18 protein-coding genes, 3 tRNA genes, 5 rRNA genes, 1 other RNA gene, 2 pseudogenes and 1 other annotated feature (1 of these 30 running past the window's edge) are annotated in these 26805 nt (G+C 40.1%); of the genes and pseudogenes, 1 reads left to right on the top strand and 28 read right to left on the bottom strand.

Features of this window, described 5'->3' with window-relative positions; translation table 11 throughout:
- Positions 1–4: 4 nt before the first annotated feature.
- From K6959_RS16925 to guaB, 26 genes and pseudogenes are all read right to left on the bottom strand, one after another.
- Positions 5–832, bottom strand: a complete 828-nt coding sequence (locus K6959_RS16925) for a PSP1 domain-containing protein (protein WP_223087112.1) — start codon at positions 830–832, stop codon at positions 5–7.
- A complete protein-coding gene (gene holB, locus K6959_RS16920; RefSeq protein ID WP_163242111.1) occupies positions 825–1832 on the bottom strand; it encodes a DNA polymerase III subunit delta' in 1008 nt (335 codons plus the stop codon). The genes K6959_RS16925 and holB overlap by 8 nt, the downstream gene beginning before the upstream one ends.
- 121 nt (positions 1833–1953) lie before the next feature.
- Complete coding sequence (locus K6959_RS16915; protein WP_163242112.1) at positions 1954–2283, bottom strand: cyclic-di-AMP receptor; 330 nt, start codon at positions 2281–2283, stop codon at positions 1954–1956.
- A gap of 16 nt (positions 2284–2299) precedes the next feature.
- Positions 2300–2950, bottom strand: a complete 651-nt coding sequence (gene tmk, locus K6959_RS16910) for a dTMP kinase (protein WP_163242113.1) — start codon at positions 2948–2950, stop codon at positions 2300–2302.
- A 193-nt stretch (positions 2951–3143) separates the two neighbouring features.
- Positions 3144–4580, bottom strand: a complete 1437-nt coding sequence (locus K6959_RS16905; RefSeq protein WP_218943961.1) for an aminotransferase class I/II-fold pyridoxal phosphate-dependent enzyme — start codon at positions 4578–4580, stop codon at positions 3144–3146.
- A gap of 211 nt (positions 4581–4791) precedes the next feature.
- Positions 4792–4992 (bottom strand): sigma factor G inhibitor Gin, encoded by a 201-nt coding sequence (locus K6959_RS16900; protein WP_163242114.1) that lies wholly within the window; start codon positions 4990–4992, stop codon positions 4792–4794.
- Between the two features lie 446 nt (positions 4993–5438).
- Positions 5439–5567 (bottom strand): group II intron maturase-specific domain-containing protein, encoded by a 129-nt coding sequence (locus tag K6959_RS19410; RefSeq protein WP_262422000.1) that lies wholly within the window; start codon positions 5565–5567, stop codon positions 5439–5441.
- 192 nt (positions 5568–5759) lie between these two features.
- Positions 5760–6441 (bottom strand): annotated as a pseudogene (gene ltrA, locus K6959_RS19405) (group II intron reverse transcriptase/maturase); the annotation flags it as partial.
- 775 nt (positions 6442–7216) lie between these two features.
- Positions 7217–7332 (bottom strand): 5S ribosomal RNA (rrf, locus tag K6959_RS16890).
- Positions 7333–7391: 59 nt separating this feature from the next.
- Positions 7392–10311: ribosomal RNA gene (locus K6959_RS16885) — 23S ribosomal RNA — on the bottom strand.
- A gap of 284 nt (positions 10312–10595) precedes the next feature.
- Positions 10596–10671: transfer RNA gene (locus K6959_RS16880), tRNA-Ala, on the bottom strand.
- A 28-nt stretch (positions 10672–10699) separates the two neighbouring features.
- A tRNA-Ile gene (locus K6959_RS16875) sits at positions 10700–10776 on the bottom strand.
- Between the two features lie 67 nt (positions 10777–10843).
- A 16S ribosomal RNA gene (locus K6959_RS16870) occupies positions 10844–12397 on the bottom strand.
- Together the 16S, 23S and 5S rRNA genes with 2 tRNA genes alongside form the textbook arrangement of a ribosomal RNA operon.
- 325 nt (positions 12398–12722) lie before the next feature.
- Positions 12723–12986, bottom strand: coding sequence for a pro-sigmaK processing inhibitor BofA family protein (locus K6959_RS16865; RefSeq protein ID WP_163242325.1), 264 nt, complete (start codon positions 12984–12986; stop codon positions 12723–12725).
- 84 nt (positions 12987–13070) lie between these two features.
- Positions 13071–13229 (bottom strand): annotated as a pseudogene (locus K6959_RS16860) (YaaL family protein); the annotation flags it as partial.
- Between the two features lie 156 nt (positions 13230–13385).
- Complete coding sequence (gene recR, locus K6959_RS16855) at positions 13386–13982, bottom strand: recombination mediator RecR (protein WP_163242323.1); 597 nt, start codon at positions 13980–13982, stop codon at positions 13386–13388.
- 15 nt (positions 13983–13997) lie between these two features.
- Complete coding sequence (locus K6959_RS16850; RefSeq protein WP_179959031.1) at positions 13998–14321, bottom strand: YbaB/EbfC family nucleoid-associated protein; 324 nt, start codon at positions 14319–14321, stop codon at positions 13998–14000.
- Between the two features lie 21 nt (positions 14322–14342).
- On the bottom strand, positions 14343–16025 hold the full coding sequence (gene dnaX, locus K6959_RS16845; RefSeq protein WP_163242322.1) for a DNA polymerase III subunit gamma/tau: 1683 nt from the start codon (positions 16023–16025) through the stop codon (positions 14343–14345).
- A gap of 197 nt (positions 16026–16222) precedes the next feature.
- An RNA gene (gene ffs, locus K6959_RS16840) (signal recognition particle sRNA large type) lies at positions 16223–16487 on the bottom strand.
- Positions 16488–16564: 77 nt separating this feature from the next.
- Positions 16565–17077 carry a tRNA adenosine(34) deaminase TadA gene (tadA, locus tag K6959_RS16835; protein ID WP_223087110.1) on the bottom strand — a complete coding sequence of 171 codons (513 nt, stop codon included), beginning with the start codon at positions 17075–17077 and terminating at the stop codon, positions 16565–16567.
- Between the two features lie 279 nt (positions 17078–17356).
- Positions 17357–17449: transfer RNA gene (locus K6959_RS16830), tRNA-Ser, on the bottom strand.
- 115 nt (positions 17450–17564) lie between these two features.
- Positions 17565–18839, bottom strand: a complete 1275-nt coding sequence (serS, locus tag K6959_RS16825; protein ID WP_223087109.1) for a serine--tRNA ligase — start codon at positions 18837–18839, stop codon at positions 17565–17567.
- Between the two features lie 58 nt (positions 18840–18897).
- Positions 18898–19117: a binding site (T-box leader), on the bottom strand.
- Positions 19118–19213: 96 nt separating this feature from the next.
- Positions 19214–19783: a pyridoxal 5'-phosphate synthase glutaminase subunit PdxT gene (gene pdxT / locus K6959_RS16820; RefSeq protein WP_223087107.1), complete on the bottom strand. Its 570-nt coding sequence runs from the start codon at positions 19781–19783 to the stop codon at positions 19214–19216.
- Positions 19784–19797: 14 nt separating this feature from the next.
- Positions 19798–20682 carry a pyridoxal 5'-phosphate synthase lyase subunit PdxS gene (gene pdxS, locus K6959_RS16815; RefSeq protein ID WP_223088422.1) on the bottom strand — a complete coding sequence of 295 codons (885 nt, stop codon included), beginning with the start codon at positions 20680–20682 and terminating at the stop codon, positions 19798–19800.
- 152 nt (positions 20683–20834) lie between these two features.
- A complete protein-coding gene (locus tag K6959_RS16810; RefSeq protein WP_394373007.1) occupies positions 20835–22163 on the bottom strand; it encodes a D-alanyl-D-alanine carboxypeptidase family protein in 1329 nt (442 codons plus the stop codon).
- Positions 22164–22445: 282 nt separating this feature from the next.
- Positions 22446–23912 carry an IMP dehydrogenase gene (gene guaB, locus K6959_RS16805; protein ID WP_223087106.1) on the bottom strand — a complete coding sequence of 489 codons (1467 nt, stop codon included), beginning with the start codon at positions 23910–23912 and terminating at the stop codon, positions 22446–22448.
- 116 nt (positions 23913–24028) lie between these two features.
- Here guaB and K6959_RS16800 point away from each other — a divergent pair, with 116 nt between their 5' ends.
- A complete protein-coding gene (locus K6959_RS16800; protein WP_163242327.1) occupies positions 24029–25000 on the top strand; it encodes a YaaC family protein in 972 nt (323 codons plus the stop codon).
- A gap of 118 nt (positions 25001–25118) precedes the next feature.
- Here the strand turns inward: K6959_RS16800 and rrf (K6959_RS16795) are convergent.
- Together rrf (K6959_RS16795) and K6959_RS16790 are read right to left on the bottom strand one after the other, a co-directional pair.
- Positions 25119–25234: ribosomal RNA gene (gene rrf / locus K6959_RS16795) — 5S ribosomal RNA — on the bottom strand.
- 59 nt (positions 25235–25293) lie between these two features.
- Positions 25294–26805 (bottom strand): 23S ribosomal RNA (locus tag K6959_RS16790); it runs 1408 nt beyond the window's last position.

Below are 26805 nucleotides of genomic sequence, written 5' to 3'. Positions count from 1 at the left end.
CCTCTTAATCTGTGGATTGATTGGAAACGATACCTATTTTTATCATCTCATCCAGCGTATATTCAAGAATTCGTTCCTGTTCAGCCAATTGAACTTGTAGGACTTGCTCCAAAATATTTAATCCTATAACTTTCCCTACCCCATGAGGAGTTTCTACTATTTCTCCTAAATCCGGAAGATTTTCCTTTGCTGATTCATACTCATCGTTCTCATACTTTAAACAACACATTAAGCGCCCGCAAAGACCAGAAATCTTTGTGGGATTTAAAGATAAATTTTGATCTTTTGCCATTTTAATTGAAACAGGATCAAAATCCCCTAAAAATGTTGAACAACATAGCATTCTTCCACACGGTCCAATCCCACCAAGCATTTTAGCTTCATCCCGAACACCAATTTGTCTTAATTCAATCCTAGTACGAAAAATAGCTGCTAAATCTTTTACAAGTTCGCGAAAATCAACTCTTCCATCTGCTGTAAAATAAAAAATAACTTTATTTCGATCAAATGTATACTCAACATCAACAAGTTTCATATCTAACTGATGCTCACTTATTTTCTCACAACAAACTTCATAAGCTTCTTTTGCTGCATGTTTATTTTCATTTACAATAAGCCGATCCTTTTGATCCGCAATTCGCAAAACACTTTTTAATGGCAGGACAACATCGTTTTCGCCCACTTGTTTAGGAGGAATGACAACTTTGCCATACTCTACACCCCTTACAGTTTCAACAATAACAAAAATGTCCTTTTCTATTGAGAGATCTCCAGGATCAAAGTAATAAATTTTACCAGCCTTTTTAAATCGTACACCTACTACATTATACAAATGAAGATCCCTCCTGCAATTTTATCACAAGCTGTTCCATTAACAGTTGCAAATTCACATTTGCCTGTAACTTTCTTTTTGCCTCGAGAATGGCCGTCATCTGTTCAGCAAGGCGTAATCCGGTTGTTTGCAAGGCATGCTGTTCAAAACGATGTTTATAATCTTGATAAACAACATGATCAAACTTTCCAAGCTGGATATTTAATATATCTTTATAAACGAGGAGTAACAAGTTTAACCCTTGATCAAGCTGCTCCTTTTCTTTAAAGTGACTATTCCAATCAACTTGAAGCATAACCATTGCTTCTAAAGGCTTTTTCTTTAGTTCTTCATATAATTTTAACACTATTTTTTGAGCTTGTGCAAACCATTCATCCTTACTTAGAGAAAGAGCTTCTTCAAAATTATTAGTAAGATGAGCAAGCAACAAAGCTTTTGAGGGGTGAACCCCGTTTGAAATAAGCTTATTTTGTAAAATTTCAGGTACTAATGGTTTGAAAGATACTATCTGACAACGCGAATGAATCGTTGGCAATATTTTTTGAACTTGTTCTGTTAATAAAATGGCAACCGTATCAGAATGAGGCTCTTCGAGGAATTTTAATAAACTGTTAGCAGCATTTATTGTCATCTTGTCAGCATGAACTATCGTATATAACTTTTTTCTCGATTCTAATCCTGTTTTTGAGAACTCCTCCTGTAATAATCTAATTTGTTCCTTTTTAATTGACTGACCCTCTGGCTCTACTATATGAACATCAGGATGATTTCCACTGTTTATTCTTTTGCAATTAACACAGCTTTCACAAGGCTTCACGTCTTTTTGTCTATTTTCACAAAAAAGAATTTTTGCCAACAATAAACTTGCTTCTCTTTTTCCAGTGCCACGCATTCCTTCGAATAAATACGCATGAGCTACTCGTCCCTTTACAATGCTGTTTTTTAACATTTTTAATACATTTGGCTGCATTTCTTCAAGCTGTTCCCACGTTTTAACCACAATAATCACTCTCTAATCAACTTAATTTAAGTGCTATTACTTTTGAAGCAACGTTGCACAAAACTCTAATGATAATTCCTTTCAGCTACTCTTCATGATAAATCGCTAAGCCATAGATTTGCTAGAACTGAAAAAACTGTTCAATAGGTAACACAAATACAGTTGCACCGCCAACTTCAACTTCTACTGGATAAGGTATATAGGAATCAGCATTTCCTCCCATAGGAGAAATAGGTGCAACTACTTGATCGCGAGATTGACAATTGTCTTTAATAATTTGTAACGCCTTCTCTACACGAATATCTTCCGTTCCAATCATAAAAGTTGTATTTCCAGATTTCAAAAAGCCACCGGTACTTGCAAGCTTTGTGGCTTGAAAATGGTGTTCAACAAGCGCACTTAACAAACGATTACTATCCTGATCCTGTACTACTGCTAAGATTAGCTTCATCCCACTCACCCCACAACTATTTTATTTGCAAAGAATGACTTTCAATAAAGTTCATTAAAATTGTTTTTGTTTCATTATATACTTCTTCAACTGCTTTTGAAGCATCAATTTTTACGATTCGTTCAGAAAATTGATTTAATAAAATATGATAACCTTCGTGAACTTTTTTATGAAATTCAAGTTTTTCTAAATCTAAACGGTTTATTTCTCTTCCTTTATGAAGGCTAATTCTTTCTAGACCAATTTCCGGTTCAATATCAAAGTATAATGTTAAGTCTGGCATCATGTCGCCAATTGCAAATTGATTAATTGAAAGAACCTCATTAATCCCTAATCCTCTAGCATAGCCTTGATAAGCAAGTGAACTATCAATAAACCGATCTGACAAAACAATTTCCCTACTTTCTAATGCAGGCTTTACCTTTTCAACTAAATGTTGGCGCCTTGCCGCAGCATATAATAATGCTTCTGTTCTAGCATCCATAGTCGTATTTTCTTTGTCTAATATGACTTCGCGAATTTGCTCTGCAATCGCAATCCCACCTGGCTCACGAGTCATTAATACTTGATAGCCTTCCTCTAAAAGATATTCCCCCAGCTTACGAAAAATTGTTGTTTTTCCGGCTCCTTCCGGGCCCTCAACCGTAATAAAAATCCCCTTTTTCATCATGCAACCCCCATTAAATAAGAAACTCAGACTGTTGAAAAGCATCCGCTTCATCGTTACTTGCACTTTGTTTTAGCCTGTTCTATCCGCTTTCAGCTCGTACAGCGTGCCTCTACTGAAAGTGTTTCATTGCTTCCAATATTTCTTTATCGACACCAAGCTTCTTCCTGCATTATTAAATTGATATTATTTATCATAAAGCAAAGACATTAATTTGCCCGTTGTTTAAAAATAATCCTCCTTGAAATCTTGCCCCAGATTGCTTTAAAAGTTTTAATTCTTCAAGATGATCTCTTGTAATCTCTTCGCCTTCTAAAAGAAGTGGTATTCCGGGCGGATATGGAATAATCATCTCAGCCGCTATTTTTCCTATCGCATCATTAAATGAAACAAGCTGTTTCTTTAAAGTTTGCATTTTATCGTATTGAACAACTAATCCGCTTACTTGCTTTCTATAGCTAGAATAAAGTTGCGTTATATTTATTTTATCACCTTTTAAATCTTTTACAGCATACTTCATTTTGTTTATCACATCTTCTGTAGGATAAGTTGCCTTTTTTTTGAGTAATGGATAAACAAGGAGAACGTTATAAGGATCTGCTAACTCTGTAAAAATTCCTTCATTTTCAAAGCGTTGCTGTAATTCAAATCCAGTTGTATTCGTTGTAGATTGAATGGTTATTTTTAATGCATCACCAACGTGCTTTGAAAATGACAGTACTTTGATAGCTGGGATTCGAGTCAATTCCTCCTTAAACGCTTCAATTCCCCTTAATAACGTTTGTATATCTAACATATCAAATGTTCCTAAATAACTTCGGGCAATATCTAATGAACTCATAATTGGATATGAAGGACTGCTTGACTGAAACATTTCCAAATGTTCTTTTACTGCCAGTATTGAAACAAGACCTTTATTTACATGAAGATAGGAACCCATTGTCAGTGCTGGTAAAGTTTTATGCGCTGATTGCACAACAATGTCTGCACCAAGCTCTACTGCTGAAGAAGGGAATGGTTCACCAAGAATAAAATGCGCTCCATGAGCTTCATCAACTAATACCGGAATGTTAAACTGGTGAGCTTTCTTAATGATCTCTTTTAAGTCCATAGTCACTCCATAATAATTCGGATACGTTAAAATAAGTGCTTTTACATTCGGGTATAATTTAATAGCATTTTCGACGGTTTCATATGATACTCCTTCAGCTATTTTCCATTGTGGATTAAACTGCGGTTCTAAAAAAAGAGGTCTTACATTTGCTAGCTTTAGCCCATTTAAAATAGATTTATGACAATTTCGTTGCACTAAAACAAGATCTCCGGGCTGACAAACTGCCATAATCATTGCTAAATTACCAACTGTAGTGCCGTTAACAAGAAAAAAACTCCTGTCCGCCTTATACAATTTAGCCAACAATGATTCTGCTTCTTTAATCACTCCGTGAGGCGCATGGAGATCATCTAGTCCTGTTAATTCCGTTGCATCAATGGATAAAATGGAACTAAACTGCTCATACATATTTCTAGGAAACACCTTTCCGTACTTATGTCCTGGAACATGAAATGAAACTGGATTACGTTTCATATGTCTAATAAGTGCATCATATAACGGTGTTTTTTTTTGCATAATATCACCTTAATTTATTTGTGTTCTATCACTATTTTATCAAAAAAATGCATTAAATTATTTTTAGAAATCGTAACTGTTTTTTCTAAGATAAGATTAAGCGGGTAGGAGAACATAGTTTGTGAAAGCTTTAAAATGGAAGGGGGTTTTATATTAGAAGAACTTTTTACAGCCGAGTAGAAATAAGAAAACCCCTAAAATTAGGAGGTCATTAAGAAAAAATTTGTGGTGTATTTATTTTCTTTAACTTATTCAAATAATATTTGTATTTTGGATCCGAAGTCGTTGTCTTTATTAAATCATTTTCACACTCAATACAAATAAAAGATGTATATAAATGTATTCCTATTGTTTTAACTTGATTACATATAATACATGTTTCTTCATTTTTTTCACTTAAGCCCGAACTCATTATCTCTCCACCTCCATACACTATAGTGAACAAGAGATTACATTTGTATACAATCTTTAGAAAATTCCTTGCGATTTTAAGGAACGCTCCTTATAAGTGTATGTCATTGTGGGATATTGGGTGTATGTCTCCTTATATTAAGTTTACTTTAAGCAACTATAAGCAAAAAGTAGAGTAGAAAACAGGAATTAGATACTGCCTTCTTTGTCCTCGGGGTTCAGGGTGTTCCACCTTACTAAGCCAGACAAGAGGGCAATTCCTTTTCCTGCTCCCCCTCATCAAACCGTACGTGAAGTTTTCCCTCATACGGCTTTCCGACGTTCTTCTTCCTTTGGCTTTACGGATTTAATTCGCTAATTTCACCAATATGAATTGGACTTTATTTACTGTATCTTGAAGATAGGCATGTTTATGTCGTTTATTTCTTTTCTTGTTATGAAAAAGATTTAAAAACGTTGTAACACATACCAGTCAATGCGATTCAACCACCTCTTGGACATTGGAGAAAGTTGGTAGTAATTCTTGAATCCTTGTAACCTTCGGTTCAGTCCCTTCACCAATTCTTTTATGTCCATAAATAGTTTATGTCGTGGTTCCGTAAAATCCTTGATTTTCTTTCGCATCTTCTTCATAGCCTTCTTACTCGGGACATGGTTCATGATTAAGAATGTTCGACCACCCTTTTTACGAATGGGGAATTTTCGATGATGGAATCCCAGAAAATCAAATCCGTCACTGTCATCCCAGATGTTGACGAGTCTTGATTTCTCCTTATGTAGTGAGAGGTCAAGTTTTCCCATAATTGCTTGGATGACTCGTATACCTTCTAGCGCTTGCTGTTTTGTCCTGCACAAAATGACAAAGTCATCCGCATAACGAATAAGAGAACCTAGATGGCTGAATTTCTTTTCCCAGAGGGAATCCATCACATCTAAATATATGTTCGAAAGTAATGGTGAAATCACACCGCCTTGAGGGGCCCCCAAGACAGAATTCCTCACTTTTCCTTCTTCCATGATTCCTGCTTGTAGCCATTTGCGAATCAATTTCAGCACTTTGCGGTCACTAATTCGCTGTTCTACAAGTTTCATCAATTTATCATGGTTGATGTTATCAAAATAACCTTGGATATCGACGTCTAATACCCAGTAGCTTTTCTTGCTCTCTCTCTTTCCTGATTTTCGCTATGGCTTGATGCGCATTCCTTTTGGGACGGAAACCATAAGAACAATCTTTAAAGTCAGCTTCAAAGATAGGTTCTATGACTAGCTTGGTTGCCATTTGTACAACCCTGTCCTTGATGGTTGGGATTCCTAATGGACGTTTCTTTCCATCATCTTTAGGGATGTAAGTACGTAAAACTGGTTGTGGATGATATCGATTTTCCTTCAGTTCAAGATAAATCTCATTAAGAAATCTATCCTCCCCATAGATCTCAATATTTTCCATAGTCTGAGAATCTACTCCACTACTCCCTCGATTTCTTCTTACTCTTTGCCATGCTTCCCACAAGATATCAGGTCGATAAATCTTATCATATAAGGCATGAAACCGGCGTGTCTTGCTTTCCTTGGCACAAAGGTATAATGTTTTCCAGAGTTCTTGAGCTTTTGCATAATTGGTGTAGTTAGCCATTTTCTTGGCATTCACTGACTCTTACCTCCTTGAATATATATGAACGAAGTAGGGTATTGGCTTTTGCCGTCCTTCCCTAGACAACGTTGTGTTGGCATTGTCATCATTGGTACTATGACCCCCTCCGACTCCCTCTCAGTCCATCCACCACTTCGCTTCATGCTTATAGGTTTCTGTGTTACTTCTTTAGAAGTGACCGAGGAGGGTATCCCCAGTTCCGTTAACTACTTTCCTAACATGTCGTTCCCCTTACCCCGAGGGATTCTTCAGTGCTGAATTCCAAGTTCCTCACACCTTCCATGGTTTTCGCCCATGTTCACCAGGCTCAACTTCCCTTTGTCCTCAACGAGGGTTGTAATTGACGAGGCGGCAGGATTCACTTCATGTTACGACCTGCTAGGTTGCTCGCACTCACGAATGAATTACTTTGTCACAGGGCTTCAACCTTAGGATTTCTCCACCAGTTGCCTGTCAGCTACTGAGCGTCTTGGCACTTACTCAGGTTGGACTTTCACCAACTAGCAATTAACGGCCTGCTGCTGGGCGCGCTAAACAAAAAAAGAAACAACTTTTTGTTGTTCTTTTTAGTGCCCGGCAACGTCCTACTCTCGCAGAGGGATGCCCTCTACTACCATTGGCGCTGAGAAGCTTAACTTCCGTGTTCGGAATGGGAACGGGTGTGACCTTCTCGCCATCGTCACCAGACAATTGTTCTCTCAAAACTAGATAATGTGAAGAAGTAAGAAAGAAAGTATCATGTTTATTTGGTTAAGTGCTCGCTCGATTAGTATCTGTCAGCTTCACGTGTCGCCACGCTTCCACCTCAGACCTATCAACCTGATCATCTTTCAGGGAGCTCAAATGGGAAATCTCATCTTGAGGGGGGCTTCATGCTTAGATGCTTTCAGCACTTATCCCTTCCGCACGTAGCTACCCAGCTATGCCTTTGGCAAGACAACTGGTACACCAGCGGTGCGTCCATCCCGGTCCTCTCGTACTAAGGACAGCTCCTCTCAAATTTCCTACGCCCACGACGGATAGGGGACCGAACTGTCTCACGACGTTCTGAACCCAGCTCGCGTACCGCTTTAATGGGCGAACAGCCCAACCCTTGGGACCGACTACAGCCCCAGGATGCGATGAGCCGACATCGAGGTGCCAAACCTCCCCGTCGATGTGGACTCTTGGGGGAGATAAGCCTGTTATCCCCGGGGTAGCTTTTATCCGTTGAGCGATGGCCCTTCCATGCGGAACCACCGGATCACTAAGCCCGACTTTCGTCCCTGCTCGACTTGTAAGTCTCGCAGTCAAGCTCCCTTGTGCCTTTACACTCTGCGAATGATTTCCAACCATTCTGAGGGAACCTTTGGGCGCCTCCGTTACCTTTTAGGAGGCGACCGCCCCAGTCAAACTGCCTGCCTGACACTGTCTCCCGCCCCGATAAGGGGCGTAGGTTAGAATTTCAGTACAACAAGGGTAGTATCCCACCGACGCCTCCACGTAAGCTAGCGCTCACGTTTCCACGGCTCCTACCTATTCTGTACAAGCTGCACCAAAATTCAATATCAGGCTACAGTAAAGCTCCACGGGGTCTTTCCGTCCTGTCGCGGGTAACCTGCATCTTCACAGGTACTATAATTTCACCGAGTCTCTCGTTGAGACAGTGCCCAGATCGTTGCGCCTTTCGTGCGGGTCGGAACTTACCCGACAAGGAATTTCGCTACCTTAGGACCGTTATAGTTACGGCCGCCGTTTACTGGGGCTTCGGTTCACACCTTCAGCGATTGCTTAAGCGCTCCCCTTAACCTTCCAGCACCGGGCAGGCGTCAGCCCCTATACTTCGCCTTGCGGCTTCGCAGAGACCTGTGTTTTTGCTAAACAGTCGCCTGGGCCTATTCACTGCGGCTCTCTCGGGCTTGCACCCTATCAGAGCACCCCTTCTCCCGAAGTTACGGGGTCATTTTGCCGAGTTCCTTAACGAGAGTTCTCTCGATCACCTTAGGATTCTCTCCTCGCCTACCTGTGTCGGTTTGCGGTACGGGCACCTTATTCCTCGCTAGAGGATTTTCTTGGCAGTGTGGAATCAGGAACTCCGGAAAATAATTTTCCTCGCTGTCACAGCTCAGCCTTACGGTAATGGGATTTGCCTCATTACCAGCCTAACTGCTTAGACGTACATCCAATTGTACGCTTACCCTATCCTCCTGCGTCCCCCCATTGCTCAAACGGCGATAAGGTGGTACAGGAATATCAACCTGTTGTCCATCGCCTACGCCTTTCGGCCTCGGCTTAGGTCCCGACTAACCCTGAGCGGACGAGCCTTCCTCAGGAAACCTTAGGCATTCGGTGGAAGGGATTCTCACCCTTCTTTCGCTACTCATACCGGCATTCTCACTTCTAAGCGCTCCACCAGTCCTCACGATCTAGCTTCAACGCACTTAGAACGCTCTCCTACCACTGACACCTACGGTGTCAATCCACAGCTTCGGTGATACGTTTAGCCCCGGTACATTTTCGGCGCAGAGTCACTCGACCAGTGAGCTATTACGCACTCTTTGAATGGTGGCTGCTTCTAAGCCAACATCCTGGTTGTCTAAGCAACTCCACATCCTTTTCCACTTAACGTATACTTTGGGACCTTAGCTGGTGGTCTGGGCTGTTTCCCTCTCGACTACGGATCTTATCACTCGCAGTCTGACTCCCAAGGATAAGTCTTTGGCATTCGGAGTTTGTCTGAATTCGGTAACCCGATGAGGGCCCCTAGTCCAAACAGTGCTCTACCTCCAAGACTCTTACACTTGAGGCTAGCCCTAAAGCTATTTCGGAGAGAACCAGCTATCTCCAAGTTCGATTGGCATTTCACCCCTACCCACACCTCATCCCCGCACTTTTCAACGTACGTGGGTTCGGGCCTCCATCCAGTGTTACCTGGACTTCACCCTGGACATGGGTAGATCACCTGGTTTCGGGTCTACGACCTCATACTCTTTCGCCCTATTCAGACTCGCTTTCGCTGCGGCTCCGTCTTTAAACTTAACCTTGCATGAAATCGTAACTCGCCGGTTCATTCTACAAAAGGCACGCCATCACCCATGAATGGGCTCTGACTACTTGTAAGCACACGGTTTCAGGTTCTCTTTCACTCCCCTCCCGGGGTGCTTTTCACCTTTCCCTCACGGTACTGGTTCACTATCGGTCACTAGGGAGTATTTAGCCTTGGGAGATGGTCCTCCCAGATTCCGACGGGATTTCACGTGTCCCGCCGTACTCAGGATCCACTCAGGAGGGAACGAAGTTTCAACTACAGGGTTGTTACCTTCTCTGACGAGCCTTTCCAGACCGCTTCATCTACCTCGTTCCTTTGTAACTCCATGTTGAGTGTCCTACAACCCCAAGAGGCAAGCCTCTGGTTTGGGCTGTTCCCTTTTCGCTCGCCGCTACTTAGGGAATCGCTTTTGCTTTCTCTTCCTCCGGGTACTAAGATGTTTCAGTTCCCCGGGTCTGCCTTCATAACCCTATGGATTCAGGTTATGATCCTATCCCATGACGGATAGGGGGTTTCCCCATTCGGAAATCTCCGGATCAAAGCTTACTTACAGCTCCCCGAAGCATATCGGTGTTAGTACCGTCCTTCATCGGCTCCTAGTGCCAAGGCATTCACCGTGCGCCCTTTCTAACTTAACCTTTTCGGTAAAAGATAAGCTACGTATTTCGTTGTCAGCTGCATTCACTTCAATCCTCACGTACTTTTGTACGCTCCGGTTGTCGTTCATTTGCTTCCTAGAACTACTTGCTTCTCTTTTCCCTTTTTTTTAAAGAGATATCTTTGGTGATACTCGGTTTCTTTCTTTTGCCTTCTTCATTTATTATCTAGTTTTCAAAGAACAAAAACCATATTTTCATCACACTTATCGTGTAATGCATTAATGGCTTTTAACAATGTTGTGACGAAGTCACGTTTCATTATATGGTGGAGCCTAGCGGGATCGAACCGCTGACCTCCTGCGTGCAAGGCAGGCGCTCTCCCAGCTGAGCTAAGGCCCCTCTTCATTTTAAAATACTTACATTCTTATGGTGGGCCTAAGTGGACTCGAACCACCGACCTCACGCTTATCAGGCGTGCGCTCTAACCAGCTGAGCTATAGGCCCAAATGCAAGTGAAAATTGCTCTCTCAAAACTAAACAAACAAACGATCAACCTTTAATGATTCCTTAGAAAGGAGGTGATCCAGCCGCACCTTCCGATACGGCTACCTTGTTACGACTTCACCCCAATCATCTGTCCCACCTTCGGCGGCTGGCTCCAAAAGGTTACCTCACCGACTTCGGGTGTTACAAACTCTCGTGGTGTGACGGGCGGTGTGTACAAGGCCCGGGAACGTATTCACCGCGGCATGCTGATCCGCGATTACTAGCGATTCCGGCTTCATGCAGGCGAGTTGCAGCCTGCAATCCGAACTGAGAATGGTTTTATGGGATTGGCTCGACCTCGCGGTTTCGCTGCCCTTTGTACCATCCATTGTAGCACGTGTGTAGCCCAGGGTCATAAGGGGCATGATGATTTGACGTCATCCCCACCTTCCTCCGGTTTGTCACCGGCAGTCACCTTAGAGTGCCCAACTAAAGGCTGGCAACTAAGATCAAGGGTTGCGCTCGTTGCGGGACTTAACCCAACATCTCACGACACGAGCTGACGACAACCATGCACCACCTGTCACTCTGTCCCCCGAAGGGGAACGTCCTATCTCTAGGAGTGGCAGAGGATGTCAAGACCTGGTAAGGTTCTTCGCGTTGCTTCGAATTAAACCACATGCTCCACCGCTTGTGCGGGCCCCCGTCAATTCCTTTGAGTTTCAGCCTTGCGGCCGTACTCCCCAGGCGGAGTGCTTAATGCGTTTGCTGCAGCACTAAAGGGCGGAAACCCTCTAACACTTAGCACTCATCGTTTACGGCGTGGACTACCAGGGTATCTAATCCTGTTCGCTACCCACGCTTTCGCGCCTCAGCGTCAGTTACAGACCAGAGAGCCGCCTTCGCCACTGGTGTTCCTCCACATCTCTACGCATTTCACCGCTACACGTGGAATTCCACTCTCCTCTTCTGTACTCAAGTCCCCCAGTTTCCAATGACCCTCCACGGTTGAGCCGTGGGCTTTCACATCAGACTTAAAGGACCGCCTGCGCGCGCTTTACGCCCAATAATTCCGGACAACGCTTGCCACCTACGTATTACCGCGGCTGCTGGCACGTAGTTAGCCGTGGCTTTCTCGTTAGGTACCGTCAAGGTACCGCCTTATTCAAACGGTACTTGTTCTTCCCTAATAACAGAGCTTTACGATCCGAAGACCTTCTTCGCTCACGCGGCGTTGCTCCGTCAGACTTGCGTCCATTGCGGAAGATTCCCTACTGCTGCCTCCCGTAGGAGTCTGGGCCGTGTCTCAGTCCCAGTGTGGCCGATCACCCTCTCAGGTCGGCTACGCATCGTCGCCTTGGTGAGCCTTTACCTCACCAACTAGCTAATGCGCCGCGGGCCCATCTGTAAGTGATAGCCGAAGCCATCTTTTAACTCCTCTCCATGCGAAGAGAAGGGTTATCAGGTATTAGCCCCGGTTTCCCGAAGTTATCCCTGTCTTACAGGCAGGTTGCCCACGTGTTACTCACCCGTCCGCCGCTAACCGTTCAAAAGCAAGCTTTTGATCAGTTCGCTCGACTTGCATGTATTAGGCACGCCGCCAGCGTTCGTCCTGAGCCAGGATCAAACTCTCCAATAAACTTGGAGCGTTGATTCGCTCATAGTAAAAAAATTAACGTTGGCAAGTGTCAGCTTCTAACGAATAGTTAGTTGCCTCCACTTTAAATTGTTGTTGACGTTTGTTTGTTTAGTTTTCAAGGAGCAATTTGTGTTAGTCACTCATAAGCGACTTTTATTATTATAGTATAATAAAAAATAAATGTCAACTATTTATTTGTGAAATAAATATGATATTTTATTGACGACTTCAATATAGTAACATTAATAATATAACATGTCAACTTTAATTAATGAAAGTTTTTTTAAAAAAAAAAACCGCCCAATTTAGCGGATATAAACATCTTTTATAAAACCCACATTTGTATGGCAATTAATGAAAAGAGTCCTGGTAAGCCTAAAAATCCAGAAATTGCTGAAGTAATAAAGTTTATTGGAACATGTAAGCCAAATTGATTTCCAACTGCGTTTAAGAAAAATAAAAAAAGTGCACCTATCAAAAGCTTCACAATACTTTGTCCAACTAAACGAAGTGGTTTAACTGGGGCTCCTGCAAGTAAAAGTAGCAAAATTAAACCACCTAAAACCGGTATTATAATAATTGGCTTCAATAATTCATTAGCCCCCTCTCCTTAATCTTGTACTATAATTTATGTACAAAGATTAAAAAAAAAACTGACTACAGAGAAGCTTTTTCATTTTTGAATAGTAATATTTCTTTCCTTCGCTTCATGAAGTAGAAAAAAATACTTAGCCTCACTTAATTTTACTTCAAAAATAAATTCTTCTGAGGGATCGAAGATTTTTTCATTAATCGCTCTATTATTAGTCCATTTTATCTTTAATTGATTTAATCTGTTTAATAGCTTTTCATCAAACTCTTTACGAAGCCGTCTTTTCCGTCGAAAAAAAAATCCATTTTACCCCACTTATTTAAAATTACCCCTTTTGTTCACTGGGCTTTTTATCAAAGACAAAATACAGTTGTTGGAATGGTTTATCCGTTCCTTTTAAACTTCTCTTCTTCCTTCGAGAGCCTTAGATAAAGTAACTTCATCTGCATATTCTAGATCTCCTCCAACCGGCAGTCCGTGAGCAATTCTAGTTATGCAAATACCAGTCGGTTTTAATAGTCGTGATATATACATGGCTGTCGCTTCACCTTCAATATTCGGATTAGTCGCTAAAATAACTTCTTTAACTGTTTCGTCTTGCAGTCGTTTTAACAAGTCTGGAATATTAATATCCTCTGGCCCTATTCCATCCATTGGAGAAATAGCACCGTGAAGAATATGATAAAGCCCATTATATTCTTTCATTTTTTCCATTGCTATCACATCTTTTGGATCTTGAACTACACATATAATACTTCGATCTCTACGTGGATCTTCACATATATAACATGGCTCTTGATCAGTAATATGACCACAAACAGAACAATATGTAAGATTTCTTTTTGCACTTACTAATGCCTTTGCAAAATCTAAAACGGTATCTTCCTTCATATTTAATACAAAAAAAGCCAGACGTGCGGCCGTTTTTGGACCGATACCTGGCAATTTCATAAAGCTATCTATAAGCTTTGATATTGGTTCAGGATAGTGCATATTGATAAATCCCTCCTAAAACATTCCTGGAAGGTTCATTCCCTTAGTAAATTGACCCATTGTATCATTTGTTAAGTCGTCTGCTTTTTTCAATGCATCGTTTATAGCAGCCAATACTAAATCTTGAAGCATTTCTACATCATCAGGATCTACAGCTTCCGGGTTTATTTTTACGTCAACCACTTGTTTATGACCAGTAACAACAACTGTCACCATGCCACCGCCAGCTGTTCCTTCGATTTCCTTTTCTCCTAGTTCTTCTTGCGCCTTTTGCATTTTCTTTTGCATTTTTTGCATTTGCTTCATCATACCTTGCATATTTCCCATACCACGCATCATTTTTAATTCCCTCCAATATTTTTAGTCCTTTATTTCGATAAGATCTGGCCCAAACAGTTTCTTCGCCTCAGCAATAAGCGGTTCTTCTTCTTCTGAATGTTCCGTTTGATCTTGGCGTTGGTTAGCAAAAAATTCTGAACGAACTTTCCCCCACTGTTTTTCGGGAATTCCGACCATCTCCATTTTTTTTCCGATTAACTCTTGTAAAGACATAGAGATTGTCTCTAAAAAACGGCTGTTTTCCATTGCCATTTGGCAATGTATATCGTATTTAAACTTTACAATAAAGGCGAATGATGAGGCAGCTACTGGTTCTGCTTCATTTAATAACGCTGCTTGAGATCTCATTTGATTGTTTACGAGCAACTGCAGCGTTTCACCCCAGCGACGTTTAATCGTATTAAGATCTTGTTTCGTTGCGTCATTTAAGATCTTATTTATTTTACCAACCGGCGCTTGATAACCTTTACGCACGCTTCGTTGAACTTTCTTTTGCGGTGTCGTTGTTTCTTGCTGCACAGTTATATTTGAGCTTTGCATTTCTTTTAATTGCTTTTCAAGTTGTTCAATTCTTTGAAAGAGTTTTTCAACTTCTAGCGAATGCATCGTTTCTTCTTTGGATTCAAGATTGCATAGCTTTACGATAGCAACTTCTAGGAAAATCCGCGGATGATTTGTCCATTTCATTTCTTGCTGTGCTTTATTTAAAATATTGATAACTTCATAAATTTTGCTTGTTGCTATTTCATCAGCTAAAAGCCTAAACTCTTCGTCAAGCATAACTCTCTCTAACGATTCCTCTAGCGATGGTGCTGTTTTATATAATAACATATCCCGATAAAATAAGATAAAATCTTCAATAAAATGAGTTGGATCCTTTCCAAGAAACAATAATTCTTCTACAGCTTCTAAACCGCCAGCAGCGTCTTTATTATTTACGGCCTTCGCTAGTTTATTTAATAAACTTTGCGATACGGAGCCAGTTACTGTAAGAGCATCTTCAACTGTTACAATATCATCGCTATATGAAATTGCTTGATCAAGAAGGCTTAATGCGTCACGCATTCCACCCTCAGCTGCTCTTGCGATAACTGGAAGGGCATTTTCCTCATATGTAACTCCTGTTTCATCAACAATCGTTTTCATACGCTCGACAATTGCTTGAGCTGTAATACGTTTAAAGTCAAAGCGTTGACAACGGGAAATAACGGTTAATGGGATTTTATGTGGCTCTGTTGTTGCTAAAATAAATATAACGTGCTCTGGAGGTTCCTCAAGAGTTTTTAATAATGCATTGTATGCACCCGGAGAAAGCATATGCACTTCATCAATAATATAGACTTTGTATTTTGCAATGTTCGGAGCATATTTTACCTTTTCACGAATGTCACGTATCTCATCTACCCCATTATTAGATGCTGCGTCAATTTCAATCACATCAGGTATCGAACCGTTCGTAATCCCCCGACAAATTTCACATTCGTTGCAAGGTTCATTAGCTGGGGCTTTCTCACAGTTAACCGCTTTTGCAAAAATTTTCGCTGCAGTTGTCTTTCCTGTCCCCCTTGGTCCAGAGAATAAATAAGCATGGGAGATCTTTCGTTGAACTAGGGCGTTTTGCAATGTCTTTGTTACATGCTCTTGCCCAACAACATCAAGAAACTGTTGAGGGCGCCACACGCGATATAAAGCTTGATAACTCAAGAACACCGCCCCTTTCCAAAATGATCTAAAACCCCTTAATTTCTATAAAAATTTCAGTCCCGTCACTATTATAACGTATCTATTTTACTTTTTACAAAATGAAATGAAATATTTCTAAATAAGTTACTTACTATTCATATAAAAAAAACCATTCTAGCTGAAGAATGGATTTTTAAATATAATAATATGTATAACTGCCGTGCACCTTTCATCGACTGTCACCCATAGGCGTTACTTAAGCAGTTAGCTCGGCCCAGGCAACCCTGCGGCACATGGGAGAGTCCACTTAATGCTGCTTCCTTCCGGACCTGACATGGTTCATGGATTCCCATTGCGCAGGACCCAAGCGTCAACACCACTTACTTAAGGCAGACCCTACAGACGAACAGCCTCAGAAAGGGATTCGGCCTCGCTAGAGCGGATTGCGAGTACAGGGCACCGCTACCTCCCCGCTTAGCACGGCAAAATTGATACCATATTAAGTCACCTTTATTAGGTGCAATTCATAGTATACTAAGTTTTGTATAAAAAAGCAATGTTTATTCATTGTCATTTGTTGAATTTTTAACCAAATTGGCCTTTTTTCTTTGCTTTTTTTCTTCACGAATATTTTTAAAAAAAATAGTAGATAATAATTCACTGCACTCTTCTTTCAACACGCCGCTAATAACTTCACTTTGATGATTAAAACGTTTATCTTCTAATAAATTCATAAACGTTCCTGCACAACCAGCCTTTGGATCGAAAGCGCCAAAGACAACACGTTCAATCCGTGATAAAATAATTGCTCCGGAACACATTGGACACGGCTCTAACGTTACGTATAATATCGCCTTTTCTAAGCGCCACGTACCCATTTTTCGACAAGCCTTGTCGATCGCTAATAATTCTGCATGAGTGACCGCACTTTGCGTACTTTCCCGCAAGTTATGAGCCTTTGCAATGATCTCTCCATCAAGAACAATCACAGCCCCAATAGGAACTTCTCCTAGTTTTGCCGCTTTTTTTGCTTCTTCTATCGCAACTTTCATAAAATCTTCATCGCGTTTCATTCATTTATACTCCTTATCTTTATCTCTTCTTCTGACATAAAGACTTGTAACGTTTCTTTACTATATAAAACAAAAATAGAAAATGAATAATTGCAATAAATAAATAAATAAACACTTTCATCTGAAATTAATAAAAAACTGCAATCTACAAAAATTATTCTAAAAACATAACAAATCAATTTATATTTTTAACCAGGATAAAGAAAAAAGTCGTTACATGAAAATGTAACGACTCAATCTATCTCCAATACTTATGCGCTTTGTTATTTCGATAGATAATGGCGGAGGAAGAGGGATTCGAACCCCCGCGCGGTTTAACCCGCCTGTCGGTTTTCAAGACCGATCCCTTCAGCCAGACTTGGGTATTCCTCCGTATCGACAAAAAATAATATATCATGTCTTAAATTTATTGTCAATCATATTATTATAAATATATTTATAATAAGGCCGCCATTCTGGCGGCCAGCCATTTATGGAATTGTATTCGTTATTTAATAACTGCTTTGTTCCCCATATAAGGTCGTAATACGTCTGGTATAACAACACTTCCATCAGCTTGCTGATAATTTTCTAAAATAGCTGAAACTGTTCTGCCAATCGCTAAACCAGAACCATTTAATGTATGCACATGCTCAAGCTTTGCTTTTTGATCACGGCGAAAACGAATATTTGCACGTCTTGCTTGGAATGCTTCAAAGTTACTGCAAGAAGAAATTTCTCGATACGTATTATAGCTAGGGAGCCATACTTCAAGATCATATTTTTTTGCTGCAGTAAATCCTAAATCTCCTGTACACATACTCATTACCCGATAAGGAAGCTCTAACAATTGTAACACTTTTTCCGCATTTCCTGTAAGTTTTTCTAACTCTTCATAAGAATCTTCTGGTTTTACAAATTTAACCAACTCCACTTTATTAAATTGGTGCTGGCGGATCAACCCTCGAGTATCTCGGCCTGCAGAACCTGCCTCAGAACGGAAGCAGGCACTGAAAGCAACATAATTTATTGGTAAATCTTCCCCGTTCATTATTTCATCTCGATGCAAATTTGTTACAGGAACTTCTGCTGTCGGGATTAAAAAATAATCTTCGCTTTCAACTAAAAATGAATCTTCTTCAAATTTGGGGAGCTGTCCTGTTCCTGTCATACTTGCACGGTTTACTAAGTATGGTGGCAGCACTTCCTGATAACCATGCTCATCAACATGGAGATCTAGCATAAAATTAATTAACGCGCGTTCTAGTCGTGCACCGAGACCTTTATAAAAAACAAAGCGACTTCCTGTTACTTTTGATGCACGTTCAAAATCTAAAATTTCTAGCTGATTAGCAATTTCCCAGTGAGGTTTAGCTTCAAAATCAAATTGACGAATTTTACCCCATTTACGAATTGCAACATTATCATCTTCAGTTTCCCCAATCGGTACACTTTTATGAGGAATATTTGGAATGCTTAATAAAAGCTGATCTAACATTTCCTCTACATTTCGAAGTTGGTCATCCAATGCTTTTATTTGCTCACCAACTTCACGCATTTCTTTAATAATATGATCTGCATCTTTCTTCTCCCCTTTTAATACGGCAATCTTTTGGGAAACTTCATTCCGTTTGCTTTTTAATTTTTCACTCTCAATAATTAACTCCCGACGTTTTTGATCTAATTCCTCAAACTTGTCTAAATCAGTTAAATCTTCTCCGCGATACTGCAATATCTCCTTAATTTCTGAGAAGTTTGCTCTTAAATATTTTAAATCAAGCATGATTCTATCCCCCTCAAATGATCATATAAGCTTACAAAAATCAAAAAACTCCCATCCCAAAAGGGACGAGAGTTACCCGCGTTGCCACCCAAGTTGAAAGCATATTTGCTTTCCTCTTTAAAAAATAACGGTTTTAATCCGAAAGTGCTTACTTGCTTAAAAAGCGTTCCACACTTTTGCTCGAGGATGGATTCACAAAGTTCATTTACCGATTCACACCAACCATCGGTTCTCTTAAAAATGATGCACTTGCTACTAGTTCCTCTCATTGCTTTTTCTAAATTAATGATTATTTTTTTTATTTAATTTACTACAATTATGCGCTAGTTTCAACAGCTTTATACAATTAAGCTCATCTCATGAAAATATGGATTCTACGCCTCTTTAACCATTGAGATGAAATAATCTATTAAACGAATATCATCTGTTAATTCCGGATGAAATGAACAACCTAAAAACGGACCTTCTCGAACTGCTACGATACGTTCGTTATATTTTGCGAGAACCTCGACATTCTCACCAACTTCGACAATATGGGGTGCACGGATAAATACACCGTTAAAATGATCCGCAACTCCTAAAATGGATAGTTCTGCTTCAAAACTTTCCCTTTGCCGCCCGAAAGAATTACGTTCAACCGTCACATTCATAACGCCAATATGCGGTTCTTCATTTCCAACAACTTTTTTTTCAAGCAAAATAAGACCTGCACAAGTACCAAACATCGGTTTTTTATTTTGTGCAAACTGTTTTAATGAATCCATAAAATCATATTGATCAATTAAACGTCGCATCGTTGTACTTTCTCCGCCAGGAAGAATAAGACCATCAATTTCTTCAAGTTGTTCTTTCTTTTTTATATTAATAGCTTCAACACCTAATTTTTCAATCGCTCGAATATGTTCTGCTACTGCTCCTTGTAAGCCAAGTACCCCTATTTTCATTAATGATTTTCCCCTTACCAACCTCGATCTTGCATACGATCCTCTGGTGCAAGTGAGGATATTTCAATTCCTTTCATTGCGGATCCTAATCCTTTTGAAAGATGGGCAATTAATTCATAGTCTTGATAATGCGTAGTGGCTTCTACAATTGCTTTGGCAAACTTAGCTGGGTTATCTGATTTAAATATTCCTGAGCCAACAAATACTCCGTCAGCACCTAGCTGCATCATTAAAGCAGCATCAGCAGGAGTAGCTACTCCACCGGCAGCAAAGTTAACAACAGGAAGCTTTCCAAGACGTTTTACTTCAAGTAAAATTTCATAAGGAGCACCTAACAATTTAGCCTCAGTCATAAGCTCATCTTCATTCATTGCTACAACTTTACGAACTTGAGAGTTAACTTTTTTAATATGGCGAACAGCTTCTACAATATTTCCAGTTCCAGGCTCTCCTTTTGTTCTAAGCATTGAAGCACCTTCACCGATTCTACGAGCTGCTTCACCTAGATCACGACAACCGCAAACAAATGGAACTGTGTAATCATTTTTATTTAAATGGAATTCTTCATCCGCTGGTGTTAACACTTCACTTTCATCAATATAATCAACACCCATTGCTTCTAAAACTCGAGCTTCTACAATGTGCCCGATCCGTGCCTTAGCCATAACAGGAATCGTTACTGCATTCATTACCTCTTCTACAATTCGAGGATCTGCCATTCTAGCAACTCCTCCAGCAGCACGTATATCGGCTGGCACTCGTTCAAGAGCCATTACTGCAACGGCACCTGCTTCCTCAGCTATTTTAGCTTGCTCACTATTAATAACATCCATAATTACGCCGCCCTTTTGCATTTCTGCCATGCCGCGTTTAACTCTTTCTGTACCTATTTTCATAATAAATTCTAACTCCCTTTTAAATAGATTTTATAACAAATAATATTTGCTGATTTTAAAAAATATACAACTAAATTGGTCGGAATTTATTATTCCCGTATATGAAAATAAAACAACAAAACGGGCATCCTGTCAAGACAAGAAGCCCATTTTAATTAAAACCAACCTTTTACAGTCGATGAAATGCTGTCCCATAATTCACCGAAAAAGCTGCCAATTCCCCGCATTGTTAACACAAACCAATTAGCTTTTTCAACAGTTTCTGCAGCAACAACATCTACTTTAATTGCATTGCTTCCTTCATCCATTAGAAAGCTTAATTGTTCACCGTCTTTTGGCTCTATTATTAAATAACCGATTTTATCACCCTTTTTAACAGGTGCTGTCAATTCCCCATTTTTGTTTAGCTTCTTTTCATCTATCACCAATTGATAAGTATAATTTTCTTTCTCCCCGTCGTTAACAACTAAATTAACCGCTTTTTTCGTGTGAATTTTAACTTTATCTTCTTTTCCTTTTATAACTGGAATTGTTTTATTTCCTTTTATTACATAGTTTTTAGGGAGAATTTCTTCTTTTGAAAAATTACTAAACCCATAATCTAGTAATTTTCTTGTCTCGGTAAAACGCTGCTCTTTCGAATTTGCCTTCATAACAACAGTAATAAACCGTTGTCCATCCCGTTCAGCTGTTGAAGTGAAACCAAAACCAGCAAAATCAGTTGATCCTGTTTTTAATCCATCGACCCCTTCATAATGAAACACAAGACCAGGCAACATCCAATTAAAGTTTGCATATTCACGACCATCTTTAAATTTCAGCTTAGGCATTTTTGCTGTTTCTAACACTTCTGGAAAATCTCTTAGTAAACAAAAGGCTAGCTTTGCAGTTGCTTTTGCCGACATGACATTTTCCTCATCAGGTTCACCTGCTGGATGTTTTCCTAATAAACTTCTATTATTTAAACCTGATGAATTCACAAACTTAAATTCACCTAGACCGAGTTCCTCTCCTTTTTTATTCATTAACTTAACAAAGTTTTTTTTAGTGCCAGAAATTAACTCAGCTAACGCGACAGTAGCAGCATTTCCCGAATGTATAGCCATTGCTTGATATAATTCTTTTACAGTATATTTCTCCCCTTGCGTTAATCCTATATTTGAAAGCTCAGGTGCAGCAGATAATTGATGAATATATTCATTAATGATGACTTCTTGATCCCACTTAATTTTCCCCTCATTAATTGCTTCTAAAACTAGGTATTCAGTCATCATTTTTGACATACTAGCAACACCTATTACAGCATCTGCATTTTTCTCATAAAATATTTTTCCAGTCTCCGCATCTAATAAGATTGCTCCTTCAGCTTCTATTCCAAGTGAGTCTGTTTCTGCTTTTATGTATTGGGGAGACGTGGAAAAAACTATAGTAAAAATTAAAAAAAGCACCATAATTTTTATCGATATTTTTTTTGCCGATTCCAAAATTAAAAACCTCCAAGATGTATTTTCTAATTATTTATATTAACAGCCAAGTGCTATTTCTTTTTAAATTGTGTTTAGCTAAACTAGGATAAATATTTAAATAAAACAAAATGGGGTTATCGTATGAATTACCCTGCTTTTCTTGCTTTTAAAACAATAAAAATGGATGAATTGGTGAATTGAATCGAAGCTCGTTATTTTCCTGTTTAAGTTTAACATAAAAAAACATAAAAAAATAGACAGATAATCAATCATCTGTCTATTGTAATTAATGGGAATAATTTATGATAATAAGTAGTTTGGTGCTTCTTTCGTAATTTGAATGTCATGTGGATGACTTTCACGTAAACCAGCACCAGTCATTCGTATAAATTGAGCATTCTCTCTTAACTCGTGTAAATTTTCTGATCCACAATATCCCATGCCTGAGCGGATTCCACCGACTAGCTGGTAAATTGTATCCGATAATGGTCCTTTGTAAGGAACTCTGCCTTCAATTCCTTCTGGGACAAATTTTTTATTTTCCTCCTGAAAATAGCGGTCTTTTGAACCCTTTTCCATCGCACTAACTGACCCCATGCCCCGATATACTTTGAAACGACGCCCTTGATATATTTCAGTTTCACCCGGACTTTCCGAAACCCCAGCTAGCATACTTCCAAGCATGACAGCATGACCACCTGCCGCCAAAGCTTTTACAACATCTCCAGAAAATTTAATTCCGCCATCGGCAATAATTGCTTTACCATACTTTCTTGCTTCTGTTGCACAATCGTAAACTGCTGTTATTTGTGGAACACCGACTCCTGCAATAACACGGGTTGTACAAATTGAGCCAGGTCCTATTCCAACCTTAACGACATCTGCACCAGCTTCTATTAAAGCTTTAGTTGCTTCTGCAGTGGCTACATTTCCGGCGATAATATTCAATTCTGGATATGCTTCACGAATTTGGCGAACAGTATCAATTACACCCTTTGAATGTCCATGTGCAGTATCAACAACAATGACATCAACATTAGCTTTAACGAGCATTTCAACACGTTTCATCGTATCTTTCGTTACTCCAACAGCTGCGCCTGCTAACAACCGTCCTTGTTTATCCTTAGCAGAGTTAGGAAACTCAATCACTTTTTCAATATCCTTAATTGTAATAAGCCCTTTTAGTATACCTTTCTCATCAACAAGAGGGAGCTTTTCAATTTTATATTTTTGTAATACCCTTTCTGCTTCTTCTAATGTGGTACCAACTGGAGCTGTTATTAAATTTTCTTTTGTCATTACATCTGAAATTAAAATCGAATAATCTTGAATAAAGCGAAGATCGCGATTTGTTAGAATTCCTACTAATTTTCGTTCCTCTTTATTATTAACAATCGGAACACCTGAAATTCGATATTTACCCATTAGGTGTTCAGCATCATAAACTTGATTATCTGGCATTAAAAAAAATGGATCTGTAATAACTCCGCTTTCAGATCGCTTTACTTTATCAACTTGATCTGCTTGCTGTTCAATTGACATGTTTTTATGAATAATCCCTAGACCACCCTGCCGTGCCATAGCAATAGCCATATCCGCCTCCGTTACGGTGTCCATTCCTGCACTAATAATAGGAACATTTAACTTTAATGTTTTCGTTAATTCTACTTTAAGACTAACATCACGAGGTAACACTTCTGACTTTGCTGGAACTAACAATACATCATCAAAGGTTAAACCTTCCTTAGCAAACTTACTTTCCCACATTATTTTTTCCTCCTCTTAACGAAAAATATTATTAGTAGGTTATCAATTGGACAAAATACTGTCAAGGAAGCAATGATATGTTAGATTTTTTAGTTTATTTGGAGGCAAAAAAAAGCATGTATAAATATATAGATTTAGACAGTTTTTCAATTTATTTTTCTGCTTCGACAACACAAGATTTTTTATATCATCATTACCAAACATTAAACATAAAAGACGCTGACCAAAAAAGTTATGAAAATTGTTATCGTTTTATTTACTTTTTAGAACATGGATTATTGCATTATAAACAAGCGAAGATAGCCCCCCTTGCATTAAAACCTATCCTGCTTTTTTACGGTGTTGTACACCTTATAAAAGCATGTATATTAACAGTAGATGCAAATTATCCCAAATCTACAACTATGTTGGCTCACGGAGTTTCGACTAGAAAGAGAAAAAAACAACAGTATGAATTTTTTCAAGATGAAGTAAAATTACAAAAAAATGGTCTTTTTCCTTTAATGGCTGAAAAAATGTTTCATATGAAACATTTAGAGGGCAACAAATTAACAATGGGGTCTCTTTTAAAGCAAATTCCCGAACTAAATGACTTATTTCTTCACTTAGGTGAGACAACACCATCACTTTTGAAGATCGAAAAACAAACCGATACATACATTATTAGTGAAGAAATACTCGACTATTTTCACATGACAGAAAGCCATTTTATCCGTTTTTTTCAATCTATAAGTTCTTTTCCGATTTCAATCTTAACTGATACAAAAGGTAAAAATATTACCTTCAAAACCAAAAGTATTAATTTTATGAACTGTTTACCTTTAAGATATAGCATAATTGATAAACAGTTATATTTACCACTTATGAGGAGTGAACTACTTAAATATCCTGAAATCTTAATTCATTATTTAATTCTTTATAATTTAAGTATGATTGCTAGATACGAAACAGAATGGTGGAGCGAACTAATCAAAATGATGCCAAATCAAGATTTTCCGTTTATTAAAACATTTTTAAATATCACAATGGAAAAAAGCCCTTTTTTAGTCTATCATTTTTTATCTAATAAAAAAGAGGGGAACGAATAAACTTGTTAGACAAGGCTCATAGCACGAGGCGGAGACATATAATATTATCCATACTTTGACTTCGTTGGAACATCTACAACATAAAAAAGAACAACAAAAAGTTGTTCTTTTTTTTAGTGCCCGGCAACGTCCTACTCTCGCGGAGGGATGCCCTCTACTACCATTGGCGCTGAGAAGCTTAACTTCCGTGTTCGGAATGGGAACGGGTGTGACCTTCTCGCCATCGTCACCAGACAATTGTTCTCTCAAAACTAGATAATGTGAAGAAGTAAGAAAGAAAGTATCATGTTTATTTGGTTAAGTGCTCGCTCGATTAGTATCTGTCAGCTTCACGTGTCGCCACGCTTCCACCTCAGACCTATCAACCTGATCATCTTTCAGGGAGCTCAAATGGGAAATCTCATCTTGAGGGGGGCTTCATGCTTAGATGCTTTCAGCGCTTATCCCTTCCGCACGTAGCTATCCAGCTATGCCTTTGGCAAGACAACTGGTACACTAGCGGTGCGTCCATCCCGGTCCTCTCGTACTAAGGACAGCTCCTCTCAAATTTCCTACGCCCACGACGGATAGGGACCGAACTGTCTCACGACGTTCTGAACCCAGCTCGCGTACCGCTTTAATGGGCGAACAGCCCAACCCTTGGGACCGACTACAGCCCCAGGATGCGATGAGCCGACATCGAGGTGCCAAACCTCCCCGTCGATGTGGACTCTTGGGGGAGATAAGCCTGTTATCCCCGGGGTAGCTTTTATCCGTTGAGCGATGGCCCTTCCATGCGGAACCACCGGATCACTAAGCCCGACTTTCGTCCCTGCTCGACTTGTAAGTCTCGCAGTCAAGCTCCCTTGTGCCTTTACACTCTGCGAATGATTTCCAACCATTCTGAGGGAACCTTTGGGCGCCTCCGTTACCTTTTAGGAGGCGACCGCCCCAGTCAAACTGCCTGCCTGACACTGTCTCCCGCCCCGATAAGGGGCGTAGGTTAGAATTTCAGTACAACAAGGGTAGTATCCCACCGACGCCTCCACGTAAGCTAGCGCTCACGTTTCCACGGCTCCTACCTATTCTGTACAAGCTGCACCAAAATTCAATATCAGGCTACAGTAAAGCTCCACGGGGTCTTTCCGTCCTGTCGCGGGTAACCTGCATCTTCACAGGTACTATAATTTCACCGAGTCTCTCGTTGAGACAGTGCCCAGATCGTTGCGCCTTTCGTGCGGGTCGGAACTTACCCGACAAGGAATTTCGCTACCTTAGGACCGTTATAGTTACGGCCGCCGTTTACTGGGGCTTCGGTTCACACCTTCAGCGATTGCTTAAGCGCTCCCCTTAACCTTCCAGCACCGGGCAGGCGTCAGCCCCTATACTTCGCCTTGCGGCTTCGCAGAGACCTGTGTTTTTGCTAAACAGTCGCCTGGGCCTATTCACTGCGGCTCTCTCGGGCTTGCACCCTATCAGAGCACCCCTTCTCCCGAAGTTACGGGGTCATTTTGCCGAGTTCCTTAACGAGAGTTCTCTCGATCACCTTAGGATTCTCTCCTCGCCTACCTGTGTCGGTTTGCGGTACGGGCACCTTATTCCTCGCTAGAGGATTTTCTTGGCAGTGTGGAATCAGGAACTCCGGAAAATAATTTTCCTCGCTGTCACAGCTCAGCCTTACGGTAATGGGATTTGCCTCATTACCAGCCTAACTGCTTAGACGTACATCCAATTGTACGCTTACCCTATCCTCCTGCGTCCCCCCATTGCTCAAACGGCGATAAGGTGGTACAGGAATATCAACCTGTTGTCCATCGCCTACGCCT

The organism is Bacillus aquiflavi, assembly GCF_019915265.1.
Taxonomy (GTDB): Bacteria; Bacillota; Bacilli; order Bacillales; family Cytobacillaceae; genus Bacillus_BT; species Bacillus_BT aquiflavi.
This window is presented reverse-complemented; position numbering and strand designations above follow the sequence as displayed.